Genomic DNA, 15,641 nt, shown 5'->3' on the forward strand with positions numbered 1-15,641 from the left:
GATAAGCGATTACCCATGACGACTCGTACCCGTATCCTCACCGGCATCACCACCACCGGCACGCCGCACCTGGGCAACTACGCCGGTGCGATCCGCCCGGCGATCCTCGCCAGCCAGGACGCCAATGCCGACTCCTTCTACTTCCTGGCCGACTACCACGCCCTGATCAAGTGCGATGACCCGCAGCGCATCCAGCGCTCGCGCATGGAAATCGCCGCGACCTGGCTGGCCGGTGGCCTGGATGTGAACCGGGTGACTTTCTACCGTCAGTCCGATATCCCGGAAATCCCCGAGCTGACCTGGCTGCTCACCTGCGTTGCCGCCAAGGGCCTGCTCAACCGCGCCCATGCGTACAAGGCCTCGGTGGACAAGAACGTGGAAGCCGGCGAAGACCCGGATGCGGGCATCACCATGGGCCTCTATAGCTACCCGGTGCTGATGGCGGCGGACATCCTGATGTTCAACGCGCACAAAGTGCCGGTCGGTCGCGACCAGATCCAGCACGTGGAAATGGCCCGCGACATCGGCCAGCGCTTCAACCACCTGTTCGGCAACGGTAAAGAATTCTTCACCATGCCCGAGGCGCTGATCGAAGAAAGCGTCGCCACCTTGCCGGGCCTGGACGGCCGCAAGATGTCCAAGAGCTACGACAACACCATCCCGTTGTTCACCAGCGCCAAGGACATGAAGGACGCGATCTCGCGGATCGTCACCGATTCCCGCGCGCCGGGCGAAGCCAAGGACCCGGACAACTCGCACCTGTTCACCCTGTACCAGGCGTTTGCCAGCAAGGCCCAGGAACAAGAATTCCGCGCCGAGCTGCTGCAAGGCCTGGGCTGGGGCGAGGCGAAGAGCCGCCTGTTCCAGTTGCTGGACGGTCAGTTGGGCGAGGCCCGTGAGCGGTACCATCAACTGATGTCACGTCCGTCGGACATGGAAGACCTGCTGCTGATCGGTGCCAAGAAGGCCCGCGCCGTGGCCGCGCCATTCCTCGCCGAGTTGCGTGAGGCGGTGGGCCTGCGTTCGTTCGTCGAGCAGGCTGCCGCACCGGTCGCCACCAAGAAAAAAGCCGCAAAGGCCGCACGCTTCGTGAGTTTCCGCGAAGACGACGGCAGCTTCCGCTTCCGTTTGCTGGCCGCCGATGGCGAGCAACTGCTGTTGTCGCGCAACTTCGCCGACGGCAAGGCCGCTGGCGCGGTGACCAAGCAACTGCAGAACGGTGACGCGCTGGACGTGCGCAGCGAAGCCCTGGGCTTCAGCGTATGGCTGGATGGCAATGCCGTGGCCGACAGCGCCGAGTTCGCCGACGCCGCTTCCCGCGACGCCGCCATCGCTGCCCTGCGCATCGCATTGACACCAATCGAAGATTGACCCGACCAAGGGTTGATTGCCATTAATCAGGGCCGTCGTTACAGTGACGGCCCGTTTTTGTTGCCTTGCTAACGAAATTATGACGCCCCTAGAACGATATCAAGCTGATCTGAAACGCCCTGAATTCTTCCATGACGCGGCCCAGGAAACGGCGGTGCGTCATTTGCAGCGCCTGTACGACGACCTCGTCGCGGCTTCGCAAAGCAAGCCTGGGATGTTCAGCAAGCTGTTTGGCAAGAAAGACCACACGCCGGTCAAAGGCCTGTACTTCTGGGGTGGCGTTGGCCGGGGCAAGACGTACCTGGTGGACACTTTCTTCGAAGCGCTGCCATTCAAGGAAAAGGTGCGCACTCACTTCCACCGCTTCATGAAGCGCGTGCACGAAGAGATGAAGACCCTGCCGGGCGAGAAAAACCCGCTGACCATCATCGCCAAGCGGTTCTCCGACGAAGCGCGGGTGATCTGCTTCGATGAGTTCTTCGTTTCCGACATCACCGACGCCATGATCCTCGGCACGTTGATGGAAGAGCTGTTCAAGAACGGCGTGACCCTGGTCGCCACCTCGAACATCGTGCCCGATGGCCTCTACAAGGACGGCCTGCAACGCGCGCGCTTCCTGCCGGCCATCGCGCTGATCAAGCAGAACACCGACATCGTCAACGTCGACAGCGGCGTCGACTACCGCCTGCGTCACCTGGAGCAAGCGGAGCTGTTCCACTTCCCGCTCAACGACGCCGCGCATGAAAGCCTGAAAAAGAGCTTCCGCGCGCTCACGCCGGAATGCACCCAGGCGGTGGAAAACGACAAGCTGATGATCGAGAACCGCGAAATCATCGCCCTGCGCACGTGCGACGACGTGGCCTGGTTCGACTTCCGCGCCCTGTGCGATGGCCCGCGCAGCCAGAACGACTACATCGAGCTGGGCAAGATCTTCCACGCCGTGATCCTCAGCGGCGTGGAGCAGATGGGCGTGACCACCGACGACATCGCGCGCCGGTTTATCAACATGGTCGACGAGTTCTACGACCGCAACGTCAAGTTGATCATCTCGGCGGAAGTCGAGCTGAAGGACCTGTACACCGGCGGTCGCTTGAACTTCGAATTCCAGCGCACGCTCAGCCGCTTGCTGGAAATGCAGTCCCACGAGTTCCTGTCGCGTGGGCACAAGCCGTAAGAACAACGCAAATCAAATGTGGGAGGGGGCTTGCCCCCGATAGCGGTGTATCAGTACCAGGTGTGCTGACTGACACACTGCCATCGGGGGCAAGCCCCCTCCCACATTTTGCCCTGCGTACATCCTTATTTATGCGGCCTGCTGAAACTGCTGGCGATACTGGTTCGGCGACAACTCCGTGTGCTGCCGGAACAGCCGTGCAAAGAAACTCGCATCGTCGTAACCCACCTCATAACTGATGGTCTTGATGCTCTTGCGGCTGCCCGAGAGCAGGCCTTTGGCCGTCTCGATGCGCAGGCGTTGCAGGTAATGCAGCGGCTTGTCGCCGGTAGCGGTCTGGAAGCGGCGCATGAAGTTGCGGATGCTCATGCCATGTTCGCGGGCCACGTCTTCGAAGCGGAACTTGTCGGCGAAGTGTTCTTCGAGCCAGTGCTGGATCTGCAGGATGATCACGTCCTGGTGCAGCTTCTGCCCACCGAACCCAATGCGCCCCGGCGAGTAGCTGCGCTGCACTTCATAGAGAATGTCGCGGGCCACGGCCTGGGCGATGTTGGCGCCGCAGAAGCGCTCTATCAGGTAAATGTAGAGGTCGCACGCCGAGGTCGTGCCGCCGGCGCAATACAGGTTGTCGGCATCGGTGAGGTGCTTGTCCTGGTTGAGCTGCACCCGTGGGAAACGTTCGCTGAAGGCGTTGAAGAACCGCCAGTAGGTGGTCGCTTCCTTGCCGTCGAGCAGGCCGGCTTCAGCGAGCCAGAATACTCCGGTGGCTTCGCCGCACAAGACCGCACCGCGTGCGTGTTGCGCGCGCAGCCATGGCAGCACTTGCGGGTAGCGCGTGCACAAGGCGTCGAAATCGTCCCAGAAGGCGGGTAGTACGATGATGTCGGCGTCTTCGAGGCCGCCGTCCACCGGCATGATCACATCACTGAAGCTGCGTACCGATTGCCCGTCGGGGCTGACCAGGCGCGTTTCGAACGCCGGGGTCAGGCCCAGGCCTTGTTGCTTGCCGTAACGCAGGCTGGCGAGGTGGAAGAAATCCTTGGCTTGCATGAGGGTGGAAGCGAATACCCGATCAATGGCCAAAATGCTGACGCGCCTCAACGGCGTGGAGATTTGGTTAGACATAATTTCATTTATTCTTATAGGGGAAAGTGGTCACCAGACGGCTGGATCGTCTTATTTTTTGTCGCATGTGTCCAGTGTCCCGTGCTGCCTTCGCGGCATAGTCTCTGTGGGCTCGTCTTTGTCCGACAATCCACGCAGGTGACCCATGATCCCCAGAACCTTGTTCAGCCCCGAGCACGAACTCTTTCGCGAGAGCGTGCGCACCTTTCTTGAAAAAGACGCCGTACCGTTCCATGGGCAATGGGAGAAACAGGGCTATATCGACCGCAGTTTGTGGAGCAAGGCAGGGGAGGCGGGGATGCTGTGTTCCCATCTGCCGGAAGAGTACGGCGGGCTGGGTGCGGACTTTTTGTACAGCGCGGTAGTGATTGAGGAGATCAGCCGGCTGGGCCTGACGGGGATCGGGTTTTCCCTGCATTCGGACATCGTCGCGCCGTACATCCTGCATTACGGCAGTGAGGCGTTGAAGCACAAATACCTGCCCAGGCTGATCTCCGGCGAGACGGTCACGGCCATTGCCATGACCGAACCGGGAGCGGGTTCTGACCTGCAAGGGGTGAAGACCACGGCAGTGCTCGACGGCGATGAGTACGTGATCAACGGCTCCAAGACATTCATCACCAATGGCTACCTCGCCGAGTTGGTGATCGTGGTCGCCAAGACCGACCCCAAGGCCGGTGCCAAGGGCACCAGCCTGTTCCTGGTGGAGGCGGACACACCGGGCTTCGACAAGGGCAAGCGTCTGGAAAAGGTGGGGATGAAGGCGCAGGACACCTCGGAACTGTTCTTTCAGGACGTGCGAGTCCCCAAGGAGAACCTGCTGGGCCAGGCAGGCATGGGCTTCGCCTACCTGATGCAGGAGCTGCCGCAGGAGCGGCTCACGGTGGCGATCGGCGCGCTCTCATCCGCCGAGGCGGCGCTGGCGTGGACCCTGGAATACACCCGCGAGCGCAAGGCGTTCGGCAAGGCGATTGCCGATTTCCAGAACACCCGCTTCAAACTGGCCGAGATGGCCACCGAGATTCAGATCGGCCGCGTGTTTGTCGACCAGTGCATGGCCCTGCATCTGGAAGGCAAGCTCGACGTGCCCACGGCTGCAATGGCCAAGTACTGGGTGACGGACCTGCAATGCAAGGTGCTCGATGAATGCGTGCAGTTGCACGGCGGCTACGGCTTCATGTGGGAATACCCGATCGCCCGGGCGTGGGCGGATGCGCGGGTGCAGCGGATTTATGCGGGGACCAACGAGATCATGAAGGAGATCATTGCGCGGGCGCTTTGATCGTGTGGTGCTTCTCAGGGCCTCATCGGGGGCAAGCCCCCTCCCACATTTGACGCTATTCACATTCAGGCATGTGAACACAGCCAGTGTGGGACAGGGGCAAGGCCCCTCCCACATTTGACGCTATTCACATTCAGACATGTGAACACAGCCAGTGTGGGAGAGGGGCAAGGCCCCTCCCACATTTGACGCTATTCACATTCAGGCATGTGAACACAGCCAGTGTGGGAGAGGGGCAAGGCCCCTTCCACATTTGACGCTATTCACATTCAGGCATGTGAACACAGCCAGTGTGGGAGAGGAGCAAGGCCCCTTCCACATTTGACGCTATTCACATTCAGGCATGTGAACACAGCCAGTGTGGGAGAGGGGCAAGGCCCCTCCCACATTTGACGCTATTCACATTCAGACATGTGAACACAGCCAGTGTGGGAGGGGGCTTGCCCCCGATGACGGCCTACAAATCGATCAAGGCGCAGGATTCGGATGATCCTTCTGGATCGCCTCAATCCCCTCGAGCACCTCTTTGGACAGCTTCAAGTCGGCACTGGCGATGTTGCTGTCCAGCTGCTCCAGGCTTGTCGCGCCAATGATGTTGCTGGTCACAAACGGCTGCTGCGTCACGAACGCCAGCGCCATCTGCGCCGGGTCCAGGCCATGCTCCCGCGCCAGCGCCACATAACGGCTGCACGCCGCTTCAGACTGCGGGTTGAAGTAGCGGCTGAAGCGGCTGTATTCGGTCAAGCGGGCCTTGGCTGGGCGGGCGCCATTTTCGTATTTGCCGCTGAGCATGCCGAATGCCAGGGGCGAGTAGGCCAGCAGGCCGCATTGCTCGCGAATGGCGACTTCCGCCAGGCCCACTTCAAAGCTGCGGTTGAGCAGGTTGTAGGGGTTCTGGATCGACACCGCGCGTGGCCAGCCACGGGCTTCGGCCAGGGCGAGGAATTTCATGGTGCCCCACGGCGTTTCGTTGGACAGGCCGATGTGGCGGATCTTGCCGGCCTTTACGTGTTCATCCAGCGCGTCGAGGGTTTCTTCCAGCGGGGTGAGGTCGTCTTCGTCCTTGTGCTTGTAGCTCAGTTGGCCGAAGAAGTTGGTGCTGCGCTCCGGCCAATGCAGTTGGTAGAGGTCGATCCAGTCGGTCTGCAGGCGCTTGAGGCTTGCCTCGAGCGCCAGGGCGATGTGCTTGCGGTTGTGGCGCAGGTGCCCGTCGCGGATGTAGTCGATGGTATTGCCGGGGCCGGCGATCTTGCTGGCCAGTACCCAGTCGGCGCGATCACCACGACTTTTGAAGTAATTGCCGATGTAGCGCTCGGTAGTGGCATAGGTGTCGGCCTGGGGCGGCACCGGGTACATTTCGGCCGTGTCGAGGAAGTTGATCCCCGCGCCCTTGGCCCGCTCGATCTGTGCGAAGGCCTCTGCCTCGCTGTTCTGCTCGCCCCAGGTCATGGTGCCCAAGGCTATCGCGCTCACGTTCAGATCTGTACGGCCCAGCTGTCGATAATCCATCGGGTACTCCTTCAGGGAAAACAATCATAAAAGCAGGTTGAATTTTTTTTCGCAATCTGCATAATTGCCCACCTCTTTCTGCAGTGGAAGTGATGCGCCGCCTGCCGAAGAATCTTGCCGTTGAACGGACGCGCCGACCCGAGCCCCCGATAGCGTCTGTATCCGGCTGCCTTTGACTTGTCAAAGTACGCACTATTCAGTAAGATCCGCCGTCTAATTTACAGGGCGGCCCCTGAGGCTATTAAAGAATGACAACTTTTACTGCAAAACCGGAAACAGTTCAGCGCGACTGGTTTGTCGTCGACGCCGCTGGTCAGACCCTGGGTCGTCTGGCCACTGAAGTCGCCAGCCGTCTGCGTGGCAAGCACAAGCCTGAGTACACCCCTCACGTCGATACCGGTGACTACATCGTGATCATCAACGCTGAGCAGGTTCGTGTAACCGGCAACAAAGCAAGCGACAAAATGTACTACCGTCACTCCGGTTTCCCAGGCGGTATCAAGTCTTCCAACTTCGAAGGCCTGATTGCCAAGAAGCCTGAAGCCCCGATCGAAATCGCGGTCAAAGGCATGCTGCCTAAGGGCCCACTGGGTCGCGATATGTTTCGCAAGCTGAAAGTCTATGCGGGCGCTGTACACCCTCATGCTGCTCAGCAGCCCCAAGAACTGAAGTTTTAACGGAATAGTTCATTATGTCGGCGACTCAAAATTACGGCACTGGCCGTCGCAAAACCGCAACCGCACGCGTTTTCCTGCGTCCGGGCACTGGTAACATCTCGATCAACAACCGCTCCCTGGACAACTTCTTCGGCCGCGAAACTGCCCGCATGGTAGTTCGTCAGCCGCTGGAACTGACCGAGACCGTTGAAAAGTTCGACATCTACGTCACCGTTATCGGTGGCGGTGTAAGTGGTCAAGCTGGCGCAATCCGCCACGGTATCACTCGCGCTCTGATGCAGTACGACGAAACCCTGCGTGGCGCTCTGCGCAAAGCTGGCTTCGTGACTCGCGATGCCCGTGAAGTTGAACGTAAGAAAGTCGGTCTGCGTAAAGCGCGTAAGCGTCCGCAGTACTCGAAGCGTTAATTCGCTTTACGTTCCACAAAAACGCCCAGCCTCCTCACGGAGCTGGGCGTTTTTTATTGCCTGCGATTTATGCACAATTTTCTGCGTGACAACTTGCCACATCCGTAGACCCCCTATACTACAAGGCCTGGGGGCTGAGCTCCGGGCAATTCCCTTGTCAACCGTGGGGCTTTTCATTACCATTCGGCAAAATTTTTATAAGTACAAGATTCAACACTTAGTAGACGCCTGATTTAACAGGCCAAAAAGCTGATGGGAGAGGACTGAATGAGCAATGACGGCGTGAATGCAGGCCGGCGTCGCTTCTTGGTAGCAGCCACATCCGTGGTGGGTGCTGCAGGAGCGGTGGGGGCTGCGGTCCCGTTCGTGGGGTCATGGTTTCCCAGTGCCAAGGCGAAAGCCGCAGGTGCACCGGTGAAGGTGAATATCAGCAAGATCGAGCCAGGCCAGCAGATGATTGCTGAGTGGCGCGGCCAGCCGGTTTTCATTGTTCGTCGTACCGAGGAAATCCTGGGGAATCTGAAGAAGATCGAAGGTCAACTGTCTGACCCGAAATCCGAGAATTCCGACCAGCCCGCCTACGCCAAAAACGAAGTACGTTCGATCAAGCCGGAAATCCTGCTGCTGGTCGGCCTCTGTACTCACCTCGGATGTTCGCCGACGTTCCGTCCCGAAGTCGCTCCTGTCGACCTGGGCAAAGACTGGGTCGGTGGTTATTTCTGCCCCTGCCACGGCTCCCATTACGACCTCGCCGGTCGTGTCTACAAGTCCCAGCCAGCGCCGTTGAACTTGCCGGTTCCTCCGCACGAATACGAATCTGACGACATCATTGTCATTGGTCTCGACAAGGAGAACGCGTGATGAGCAAGTTCATGGATTGGGTCGATGCGCGCTTCCCCGCCACTAAAATGTGGGAAGACCATCTCAGCAAATATTACGCACCAAAGAACTTCAACTTCTTCTACTTCTTCGGCTCCCTGGCGTTGCTGGTGCTGGTCAACCAGATCGTCACCGGTGTCTGGTTGACGATGAGCTACACCCCGTCGGCGGAAGAGGCGTTTGCCTCCGTCGAGTACATCATGCGTGACGTCGAGTACGGCTCGATCCTGCGCCTGCTGCACTCCACCGGTGCGTCGGCGTTCTTTATCGTTGTCTACATGCACATGTTCCGTGGGTTGCTCTACGGTTCGTACCAGAAGCCGCGCGAGCTGGTGTGGGTCTTCGGCATGTTGATCTACCTGGCGCTGATGGCCGAAGCTTTCATGGGCTACCTGCTGCCGTGGGGCCAGATGTCGTACTGGGGTGCCCAGGTGATCATCTCGCTGTTTGGTGCCATCCCGGTCATCGGCAATGACCTGACCCAGTGGATCCGCGGGGACTACCTGATCTCCGGCATCACCCTCAACCGCTTCTTCGCCCTGCACGTAGTGGCCTTGCCTATCGTGATTCTGGGCCTGGTGGTGCTGCACATTCTGGCGTTGCACGAGGTGGGTTCCAACAACCCGGACGGCGTGGACATCAAGAAGCACAAGGACGAGAACGGCATCCCGCTGGACGGCATTCCGTTCCACCCCTACTACACCGTGAAGGACATTGTCGGCGTCGTGGTGTTCCTGTTTGTGTTCTGCTCGATCGTGTTCTTTTTCCCGGAGATGGGCGGTTATTTCCTGGAGAAGCCCAACTTTGAACAGGCCAACGCCTTCAAGACCCCAGAGCACATTGCCCCGGTCTGGTACTTCACACCGTTCTACGCCATCTTGCGTGCGATCCCCGACAAACTCCTGGGCGTGATCGCCATGGGCGCGGCCATTGCGGTGCTGTTCGTGCTGCCATGGCTGGACCGCAGCCCGGTCAAATCCATGCGCTACAAGGGCTGGCTGAGCAAGATCTGGCTGTGGGTGTTCTGCATTTCGTTCGTGATCCTCGGTGTTTTGGGCGTACTGGCGCCAACCCCTGAGCGCACGTTGCTGTCGCAGGTCTGCACCTTCCTGTACTTCGCCTACTTCATTCTGATGCCGTTCTACACCCGGCTAGAGAAGACCAAACCGGTTCCGGAAAGGGTGACTGGCTGATGAAAAAATTATTCGTTGCATTGATGCTTTCGGCGCTGCCGCTACTGTCTTTCGCTGCCGAACACGGTGGCCCGGAGTTTTCGGTCGATATCGACGTGTCGGACAAGGCGGCCATGCAGGACGGCGCGCGCACGTTCGCCAACTATTGCATGGGCTGCCACAGCGCCAAGTTCCAGCGTTATGAGCGGGTGGCCGATGACCTCGGTATTCCCCATGAAACCATGCTGGAGAAGCTGGTGTTCACGGGCGCCAAGATCGGCGACCACATGACCATCGGCATGAAGCCTGCGGACGCCAAGGTGTGGTTCGGTGCTGCACCGCCCGACCTGACTCTGGTCGCACGGGTGCGCGGCACCGATTGGTTGTACAGCTACCTCAAGACCTTCTACGAAGACCCGGCGCGTCCCTATCAGGTGAACAACAAGCAATTCCCCAACGTCGGCATGCCCAACGTCCTGGTTGGCCTGCAGGGCAAGCAAATCATCGGCTGCAAGCAAGTTCAAGTGGTGGAAAACGGCAAGAAGCAATACGACCCGTTGACCGGTACGCCACTGACCCATGAGGCCTGCGACCAGTTGACGATCGAGACGCCGGGCTCCCAGACCGAGGAGCAGTTCGACCAGACGGTCAAGAACCTCGTGACCTTCCTGGCCTACTCCGCCAACCCGGTCAAACTGGAGCACCAGCGCATCGGTACCTATGTGTTGCTGTACCTCGCATTCTTCTTCGTATTCGCTTATCTGCTCAAGCGTGAATACTGGAAGGACGTGCATTGATCCAAACGTAAGGCAATTGCTGTTAATCTTGCGCGCCCAGCGGCATCTCTGAACATGTAGCAGTCTGGTTGTACCAGGCGTTACCGAGATGCTCCCTGGGCGCGCTCGTTTTTGAGCTTTCGATAATTTCAAGCGAGGAGGACCGCCATGGGCGTGACCAACCGGTTGGCCTGTTACTCCGACCCCGCCGACCACTATTCCCACCGAGTGCGTATCGTACTTGCAGAGAAGGGTGTCAGCGCCGAGATCATCAGTGTGGAGGCGGGCCGTCAGCCGCCGAAGCTGATCGAAGTGAACCCTTATGGCAGCCTGCCCACCCTGGTCGATCGTGACCTGGCGTTGTGGGAGTCGACCGTCGTGATGGAATACCTGGATGAGCGTTACCCTCATCCACCGTTGTTGCCGGTGTACCCGGTGGCGCGTGCCAACAGCCGCCTGCTGATCCATCGGATCCAGCGTGACTGGTGCGGGCTGGTGGATGTGATTCTGGATTCACGTACAAAAGAAGCCGTTCGTACCCAGGCGCGCAAGGAATTGCGTGAGAGCCTGACCGGTGTTTCGCCGTTGTTCGCCGATAAGCCTTTTTTCCTCAGTGAGGAACAAAGCTTGGTGGATTGCTGCCTATTACCCATACTCTGGCGCTTGCCGATTCTCGGTATTGAATTGCCGCGGCCTGCCAAGCCGCTGCTTGATTACATGGAGCGCCAGTTTGCGCGTGAGGCTTTCCAGGCGAGTCTGTCTGGTGTCGAACGTGATATGCGCTAAGGCTTAAGGAGCCGTTGATGAACTCCAGTCGACCTTACCTGGTCCGCGCGCTCTATGAGTGGATTGTGGACAATGATTGCACCCCGCACATGCTGGTCAATTCCGAATTTCCTGCGGTTCAGGTACCGCAGGGTTTTGCCAGTGACGGACAGATTGTGCTGAACGTATCGCCCAGCGCGGTGCGCCACCTGCACATGGACAACGAAGCGGTGAGCTTCGAAGGCCGCTTCGGCGGTGTGCCGCACACGCTGTACGTGCCGATTGGCGCTATTCTCGGGATTTATGCCCGGGAGAATGGCCAGGGCATGGTGTTCGATCTGGAGACGCCTTTCGAGGGCGACGAATCGATCGAAAGCGAAGACGGCGATGATCTTCCGCCACCGGATGCCGAGCCGCCGCGCCCAAGCGGCCGGCCGAGCCTGAAAGTGGTGAAGTAAACGGCTCTTGCCCTCGGGCGAGTCGCAAAAATGCCCTGGCCTGTGCCGGGGCATTTTTTTTGCGCGCAGGATATCGCTGAATGTCGCGCCCGGACGGTGATCGTACAACCGCCATGGGCTATCATGGCAGTTCCAGTTCACCGAGAAAGATGATCCGCATGGAAAACACCAACACCGCCCCGCGTCTTCCCCGCAAGCGCCGCAGCCTTGCCCAGGAGTTGGTCACGGTGTTGTCCGAGCAGATTCGTGACGGCCAGCTCAAGCGCGGCGATAAACTGCCCACCGAGTCGGCGATCATGGAGGCGCACGGCGTCAGCCGCACGGTGGTACGCGAAGCGATCTCGCGCTTGCAGGCGGCGGGGCAGGTGGAAACGCGCCACGGTATCGGCACCTTTGTGCTGGACACGCCGAGCCCTAGCGGCTTCCGTATCGACCCGGCCACCGTGGTCACCCTGCGGGATGTGCTGGCGATCCTCGAATTGCGCATCAGCCTGGAAGTGGAGTCCGCCGGGCTGGCGGCACTGCGCCGCAGCGACGAGCAATTGGCCGCCATGCGTGCCGCCCTCGATGCGTTGAACGAAAGCGCGGCCCACGCCGGTGATGCCGTGGCTTCCGACTTCGCGTTTCACCTGGCAATCGCGCTGTCCACCGGCAACCGCTACTTCACCGACATCATGACCCACCTGGGCACCAGCATCATCCCGCGCACCCGCCTGAACTCCGCGCGTTTGGCCCATGATGACCAGCAGCACTACATGAGTCGCCTGAGCCGCGAGCACGAAGAAATCTACGCGGCCATCGCCCGCCAGGATTCCGATGCGGCGCGCGCAGCCATGCGCCTGCACCTGACCAACAGTCGCGAACGGCTACGCCACGCCCATGAAGAGGCACAGGCGCAGCGGGGGTAGCGCCTGACTCAAGCTTTGACATGTAGCCTCAATGATTCCGACACCCATTGGCCTGATTCGGCATAGACCTTGGTTCGAACGTTGACGGTCTTGCCTACATAGGGAAGCAGCGCTTTCGAATCGAGATGCAAGGTGAGATTGGGTGTTTTCACATAGTCTTCCTGGTCAGGGTCGAACCGGCCGGCGCGGGCTCTCTCGCCTTCGACGTCCGGTGACTCCTCATCCTCCCCGACGATGATGGCTACTCTGGCGCTGGCTGGGATTTCATCGGATTCACCGGTATTGAATTCGAGCAGGTTCTGGCTTTGCACGCTGATCTCAGCAGGGTTAGAGCTTGTTGAGCCTGCTAGCTGGGGGGCATCAAATGACATGATGGGGCGTCCTTTGTAACGAAGACGGAAGATCCGGCTTCACTCCCTCCTTGTCGCTCCTGCGTAAAAATGGCGTAACTGTGAGAAATGACAGTTACGACAAATGGTACCCGGCATCTCGCCAATATTTCGCCTGCAGGCGCCTATCTCAAAGGTTTGATCAGATCGTCGACGTGCGGGCGATAAATTGCTATTGACGGATTTATTTATAGTTGTACGATGACGGACGACATCACCAAAACCAACAACAATCTTTCGTCAGAAAGTCTTTACCCAGGGTGTTCGAATAATGAATCCACAAGAACTGAAGTCCATCCTCTCCCACGGCCTGCTGTCTTTCCCCGTGACCGATTTCAACGCCCAGGGTGACTTCCACCAGGCCGGCTACATCAAGCGCCTGGAATGGCTGGCCCCGTATGGCGCCACAGCCTTGTTCGCAGCCGGTGGCACCGGTGAGTTCTTCTCCCTCGCCGCCAGCGAATATTCCCAAGTGGTGAAAACCGCGGTTGATACCTGTGCCTCCAGTGTGCCGATCCTCGCCGGCGTCGGCGGTTCGACCCGCCAGGCCATCGAGTACGCTCAAGAAGCCGAGCGCCTGGGTGCCAAGGGCCTGCTGCTGTTGCCGCACTACCTCACTGAAGCCAGCCAGGACGGGGTTGCCGCCCACGTCGAAGCAGTCTGCAAGTCGGTCAAGATTGGCGTGGTGGTGTACAACCGCAATGTCTGCCGTCTGACCGCGCCGCTGCTGGAACGCCTGGCCGAGCGCTGCCCGAACCTGATCGGCTACAAGGATGGCCTGGGCGATATCGAGTTGATGGTGTCGATCCGTCGCCGCCTCGGTGATCGTTTCAGCTACCTCGGCGGCCTGCCGACTGCAGAGGTTTACGCTGCTGCCTACAAGGCCCTGGGCGTACCGGTGTACTCCTCGGCGGTGTTCAACTTCATCCCGAAAACCGCGATGGACTTCTACCACGCGATTGCCAAAGACGATCACACCACGGTTTCCCGAATCATTGACGACTTCTTCCTGCCGTACCTGGACATCCGCAACCGCAAATCCGGCTACGCAGTGAGCATCGTCAAGGCGGGTGCAAAAATCGCCGGCTATGACGCAGGCCCGGTGCGTACCCCGCTGACCGACCTGCTGCCGGAAGAATACGAAGCCCTGGCCGCGCTGATCGACAAGCAAGGCGCGCAATAACCTATCTACAAGGCCGCTGAGCAATCAGCGGCCTTTTGCGTCAGGAGATGATTCGTGTCCCAAGTTCAACGTTTTGAAAACTACATCAATGGCCAATGGGTGGCCGGCGCTGACTACTGCGTCAACCTCAACCCGTCGGAGTTGTCTGATGTCATCGGCGAATACGCCAAGGCTGACGTCGCCCAAGTCAACGCCGCCATCGATGCTGCGCGGGCTGCATTCCCGGCCTGGTCCACGTCCGGTATCCAGGCGCGCCACGATGCGCTGGATAAAGTCGGCAGCGAAATCCTTGCGCGCCGTGAAGAACTCGGTACCCTGCTGGCTCGGGAAGAGGGCAAGACCCTGCCCGAAGCCATCGGCGAAGTGACCCGCGCCGGTAACATCTTCAAGTTCTTCGCCGGTGAGTGCCTGCGCCTGTCCGGTGACTACGTGCCGTCGGTGCGTCCGGGCGTCAACGTCGAAGTGACCCGTGAAGCCCTCGGCGTGGTTGGCCTGATCACCCCGTGGAACTTCCCGATCGCCATCCCCGCATGGAAAATCGCCCCGGCCCTGGCCTATGGCAACTGCGTGGTGATCAAACCGGCTGAATTGGTTCCTGGCTGCGCCTGGGCCCTGGCCGAAATCATCTCCCGCGCCGGCTTCCCTGCCGGTGTATTCAACCTGGTAATGGGCAGCGGCCGCGTGGTCGGCGATGTGTTGGTCAACAGCCCGAAGGTCGATGGCATCAGCTTTACCGGCTCGGTAGGCGTAGGTCGCCAGATTGCAGTGAGCTGTGTGTCGCGCCAGGCCAAGGTGCAGTTGGAGATGGGCGGCAAGAACCCGCAGATCATTCTCGACGACGCCGACCTCAAGCAAGCTGTCGAGCTGTCGGTGCAGAGCGCGTTCTATTCAACCGGCCAGCGTTGCACCGCGTCCAGCCGCCTGATCGTCACTGCCGGTATTCACGACCAGTTCGTCGCGGCCATGGCCGAGCGGATGAAGTCGATCAAGGTCGGCCATGCGTTGAAAAGCGGTACCGACATCGGCCCGGTGGTTTCCCAGGCCCAGTTGGACCAGGACTTGAAGTACATCGACATCGGCCAGAGCGAAGGTGCCCGGCTGGTGAGTGGTGGCGGCCTGGTGACCTGTGACACCGAAGGTTACTACCTGGCGCCCACGCTGTTTGCCGACAGCGAGGCTGCCATGCGTATCAGCCGTGAAGAGATCTTCGGCCCCGTGGCCAACGTGGTGCGCGTGGCGGACTACGAGGCGGCGCTGGCAATGGCCAACGACACCGAGTTCGGCCTGTCGGCGGGCATTGCCACCACGTCGTTGAAGTACGCGAACCATTTCAAGCGACATTCCCAGGCGGGGATGGTGATGGTCAACCTGCCGACTGCCGGCGTGGACTATCACGTTCCATTCGGTGGCCGTAAGGGCTCATCCTATGGCTCGCGTGAGCAGGGTCGCTATGCGCAAGAGTTCTACACAGTGGTGAAAACCAGCTACATCGGTTCGTAACACACGGTACCTTGTGGGGGCCGGATGCCTGCCGGTCCCCACACTAAAAAACAGAAAACCATTACC

General features: G+C 59.7%; 16 protein-coding genes. 13 read left to right on the top strand and 3 right to left on the bottom strand.

Annotated features, from left to right (window positions below; genetic code table 11):
• The first annotated feature begins 15 nt into the window (after positions 1-15).
• Positions 16-1,371, top strand: a complete 1,356-nt coding sequence (locus CQ041_RS00285; protein WP_105520918.1) for a tryptophan--tRNA ligase — start codon at positions 16-18, stop codon at positions 1,369-1,371.
• Positions 1,372-1,450: 79 nt separating this feature from the next.
• Positions 1,451-2,545, top strand: a complete 1,095-nt coding sequence (gene zapE, locus CQ041_RS00290; RefSeq protein WP_105520917.1) for a cell division protein ZapE — start codon at positions 1,451-1,453, stop codon at positions 2,543-2,545.
• 129 nt (positions 2,546-2,674) lie between these two features.
• On the opposite strand, the gene CQ041_RS00295 is transcribed toward zapE, so the two are convergent.
• On the bottom strand, positions 2,675-3,595 hold the full coding sequence (locus CQ041_RS00295; protein ID WP_177429346.1) for a GlxA family transcriptional regulator: 921 nt from the start codon (positions 3,593-3,595) through the stop codon (positions 2,675-2,677).
• 220 nt (positions 3,596-3,815) lie between these two features.
• On the opposite strand from CQ041_RS00295, the gene CQ041_RS00300 reads away from it, so the two are divergent.
• On the top strand, positions 3,816-4,952 hold the full coding sequence (locus CQ041_RS00300) for an acyl-CoA dehydrogenase family protein (RefSeq protein WP_105520916.1): 1,137 nt from the start codon (positions 3,816-3,818) through the stop codon (positions 4,950-4,952).
• 468 nt (positions 4,953-5,420) lie between these two features.
• Here the strand turns inward: CQ041_RS00300 and CQ041_RS00305 are convergent, their stop codons facing one another.
• Complete coding sequence (locus CQ041_RS00305; protein WP_105520915.1) at positions 5,421-6,461, bottom strand: NADP(H)-dependent aldo-keto reductase; 1,041 nt, start codon at positions 6,459-6,461, stop codon at positions 5,421-5,423.
• Between the two features lie 248 nt (positions 6,462-6,709).
• On the opposite strand from CQ041_RS00305, the gene rplM reads away from it, so the two are divergent.
• From rplM to CQ041_RS00345, 8 genes are all read left to right on the top strand, one after another.
• Positions 6,710-7,138 (top strand): 50S ribosomal protein L13, encoded by a 429-nt coding sequence (gene rplM, locus CQ041_RS00310; protein ID WP_003188508.1) that lies wholly within the window; start codon positions 6,710-6,712, stop codon positions 7,136-7,138.
• A 14-nt stretch (positions 7,139-7,152) separates the two neighbouring features.
• Positions 7,153-7,545 (top strand): 30S ribosomal protein S9, encoded by a 393-nt coding sequence (rpsI, locus tag CQ041_RS00315; RefSeq protein ID WP_002555064.1) that lies wholly within the window; start codon positions 7,153-7,155, stop codon positions 7,543-7,545.
• Positions 7,546-7,812: 267 nt separating this feature from the next.
• Positions 7,813-8,406 carry a ubiquinol-cytochrome c reductase iron-sulfur subunit gene (gene petA / locus CQ041_RS00320; protein ID WP_105520914.1) on the top strand — a complete coding sequence of 198 codons (594 nt, stop codon included), beginning with the start codon at positions 7,813-7,815 and terminating at the stop codon, positions 8,404-8,406.
• Entirely contained in the window at positions 8,406-9,617 is a 1,212-nt protein-coding gene (locus tag CQ041_RS00325) for a cytochrome bc complex cytochrome b subunit (protein WP_105520913.1), read from the top strand. Before petA ends, CQ041_RS00325 begins: the two co-directional genes overlap by 1 nt.
• On the top strand, positions 9,617-10,393 hold the full coding sequence (locus CQ041_RS00330; RefSeq protein ID WP_105520912.1) for a cytochrome c1: 777 nt from the start codon (positions 9,617-9,619) through the stop codon (positions 10,391-10,393). Before CQ041_RS00325 ends, CQ041_RS00330 begins: the two co-directional genes overlap by 1 nt.
• Before the next feature lie 147 nt (positions 10,394-10,540).
• Positions 10,541-11,158, top strand: coding sequence for a glutathione S-transferase N-terminal domain-containing protein (locus tag CQ041_RS00335; protein WP_105520911.1), 618 nt, complete (start codon positions 10,541-10,543; stop codon positions 11,156-11,158).
• 17 nt (positions 11,159-11,175) lie between these two features.
• A complete protein-coding gene (locus tag CQ041_RS00340; RefSeq protein WP_105520910.1) occupies positions 11,176-11,595 on the top strand; it encodes a ClpXP protease specificity-enhancing factor in 420 nt (139 codons plus the stop codon).
• Positions 11,596-11,753: 158 nt separating this feature from the next.
• Positions 11,754-12,503, top strand: a complete 750-nt coding sequence (locus CQ041_RS00345; protein WP_105520909.1) for a FadR/GntR family transcriptional regulator — start codon at positions 11,754-11,756, stop codon at positions 12,501-12,503.
• Between the two features lie 8 nt (positions 12,504-12,511).
• On the opposite strand, the gene CQ041_RS00350 is transcribed toward CQ041_RS00345, so the two are convergent.
• A complete protein-coding gene (locus CQ041_RS00350; protein WP_105520908.1) occupies positions 12,512-12,874 on the bottom strand; it encodes a hypothetical protein in 363 nt (120 codons plus the stop codon).
• Between the two features lie 289 nt (positions 12,875-13,163).
• Between CQ041_RS00350 and kdgD the strand changes: the two genes are divergently transcribed.
• Both kdgD and CQ041_RS00360 read left to right on the top strand, forming a co-directional pair.
• Positions 13,164-14,075: a 5-dehydro-4-deoxyglucarate dehydratase gene (gene kdgD / locus CQ041_RS00355; protein WP_105520907.1), complete on the top strand. Its 912-nt coding sequence runs from the start codon at positions 13,164-13,166 to the stop codon at positions 14,073-14,075.
• A gap of 54 nt (positions 14,076-14,129) precedes the next feature.
• A complete protein-coding gene (locus CQ041_RS00360) occupies positions 14,130-15,575 on the top strand; it encodes an aldehyde dehydrogenase family protein (protein ID WP_105520906.1) in 1,446 nt (481 codons plus the stop codon).
• Positions 15,576-15,641 lie beyond the last annotated feature (66 nt).

Origin of the sequence: Pseudomonas sp. MYb60 (assembly GCF_002979555.1) — a bacterium.
In the GTDB taxonomy this organism is placed as follows: domain Bacteria; phylum Pseudomonadota; class Gammaproteobacteria; order Pseudomonadales; family Pseudomonadaceae; genus Aquipseudomonas.

Bases quoted from the DNA above. Each gene is read 5' to 3' on its own strand.
- CQ041_RS00345 (WP_105520909.1), top strand. From the start codon at position 11,754: ATGGAAAACACCAACACCGCCCCGCGTCTTCCCCGCAAGCGCCGCAGC.
- CQ041_RS00335 (WP_105520911.1), top strand. From the start codon at position 10,541: ATGGGCGTGACCAACCGGTTGGCCTGTTACTCCGACCCCGCCGACCAC.
- CQ041_RS00295 (WP_177429346.1), bottom strand. From the start codon at position 3,595: ATGCAAGCCAAGGATTTCTTCCACCTCGCCAGCCTGCGTTACGGCAAG.
- CQ041_RS00330 (WP_105520912.1), top strand. From the start codon at position 9,617: ATGAAAAAATTATTCGTTGCATTGATGCTTTCGGCGCTGCCGCTACTG.
- rpsI (WP_002555064.1), top strand. From the start codon at position 7,153: ATGTCGGCGACTCAAAATTACGGCACTGGCCGTCGCAAAACCGCAACC.
- CQ041_RS00325 (WP_105520913.1), top strand. From the start codon at position 8,406: ATGAGCAAGTTCATGGATTGGGTCGATGCGCGCTTCCCCGCCACTAAA.
- CQ041_RS00340 (WP_105520910.1), top strand. From the start codon at position 11,176: ATGAACTCCAGTCGACCTTACCTGGTCCGCGCGCTCTATGAGTGGATT.
- CQ041_RS00300 (WP_105520916.1), top strand. From the start codon at position 3,816: ATGATCCCCAGAACCTTGTTCAGCCCCGAGCACGAACTCTTTCGCGAG.
- CQ041_RS00350 (WP_105520908.1), bottom strand. From the start codon at position 12,874: ATGTCATTTGATGCCCCCCAGCTAGCAGGCTCAACAAGCTCTAACCCT.
- zapE (WP_105520917.1), top strand. From the start codon at position 1,451: ATGACGCCCCTAGAACGATATCAAGCTGATCTGAAACGCCCTGAATTC.
- CQ041_RS00285 (WP_105520918.1), top strand. From the start codon at position 16: ATGACGACTCGTACCCGTATCCTCACCGGCATCACCACCACCGGCACG.
- kdgD (WP_105520907.1), top strand. From the start codon at position 13,164: ATGAATCCACAAGAACTGAAGTCCATCCTCTCCCACGGCCTGCTGTCT.
- rplM (WP_003188508.1), top strand. From the start codon at position 6,710: ATGACAACTTTTACTGCAAAACCGGAAACAGTTCAGCGCGACTGGTTT.
- CQ041_RS00305 (WP_105520915.1), bottom strand. From the start codon at position 6,461: ATGGATTATCGACAGCTGGGCCGTACAGATCTGAACGTGAGCGCGATA.
- petA (WP_105520914.1), top strand. From the start codon at position 7,813: ATGAGCAATGACGGCGTGAATGCAGGCCGGCGTCGCTTCTTGGTAGCA.